Annotated in this window: 1 protein-coding gene; it reads right to left on the bottom strand. The window is 49.7% G+C overall.

All coding sequences use genetic code 11. The annotated features are described in order from the left end of the window. A partial coding sequence (locus tag FDX22_RS19590) for a type VI secretion system contractile sheath domain-containing protein (protein ID WP_186805354.1) occupies positions 1-368 on the bottom strand: 368 nt, incomplete at both ends.

The following is a 368-nucleotide window of genomic DNA, read 5'->3' as shown; positions in this document are numbered from 1 at the left end:
GGAATCATCACCTCAGATGGAATCTTCACCTGATTACCCGTACCCAGATCGTACAAATGGATAGGCAAATCTTTAACTGCGCCGCCCGCCTGCGGCCCACGGATCTGGACGCACCAGCCATTCTTGATAAAACTTTTCACCATGTTGACAGCGAAAGAGAAAGAGGCGCTGGTCCACAGATATTTTTCGTGATCCGGCCCCTTAACTTCTTCAACATAGTTAAAACTGCGTACCGGCACCGTATCAGGGCCGTACGGCAGGCGACCCAGCACACGCGGCATAGTCAGCCCGATGTAGCGTGAATCATCGCTATCACGAAATGCTTTCCACTTGATGTATTCAGCACGTTCGAAATAATCATTGATATC

Origin of the sequence: Citrobacter sp. TBCS-14, assembly GCF_005280805.1 — a bacterium.
GTDB classification, from domain to species: Bacteria; Pseudomonadota; Gammaproteobacteria; order Enterobacterales; family Enterobacteriaceae; genus Citrobacter; species Citrobacter gillenii.
The sequence above is the reverse complement of the archived record's forward strand: the minus strand, read 5'-3'. Positions and strand labels throughout refer to the sequence as shown.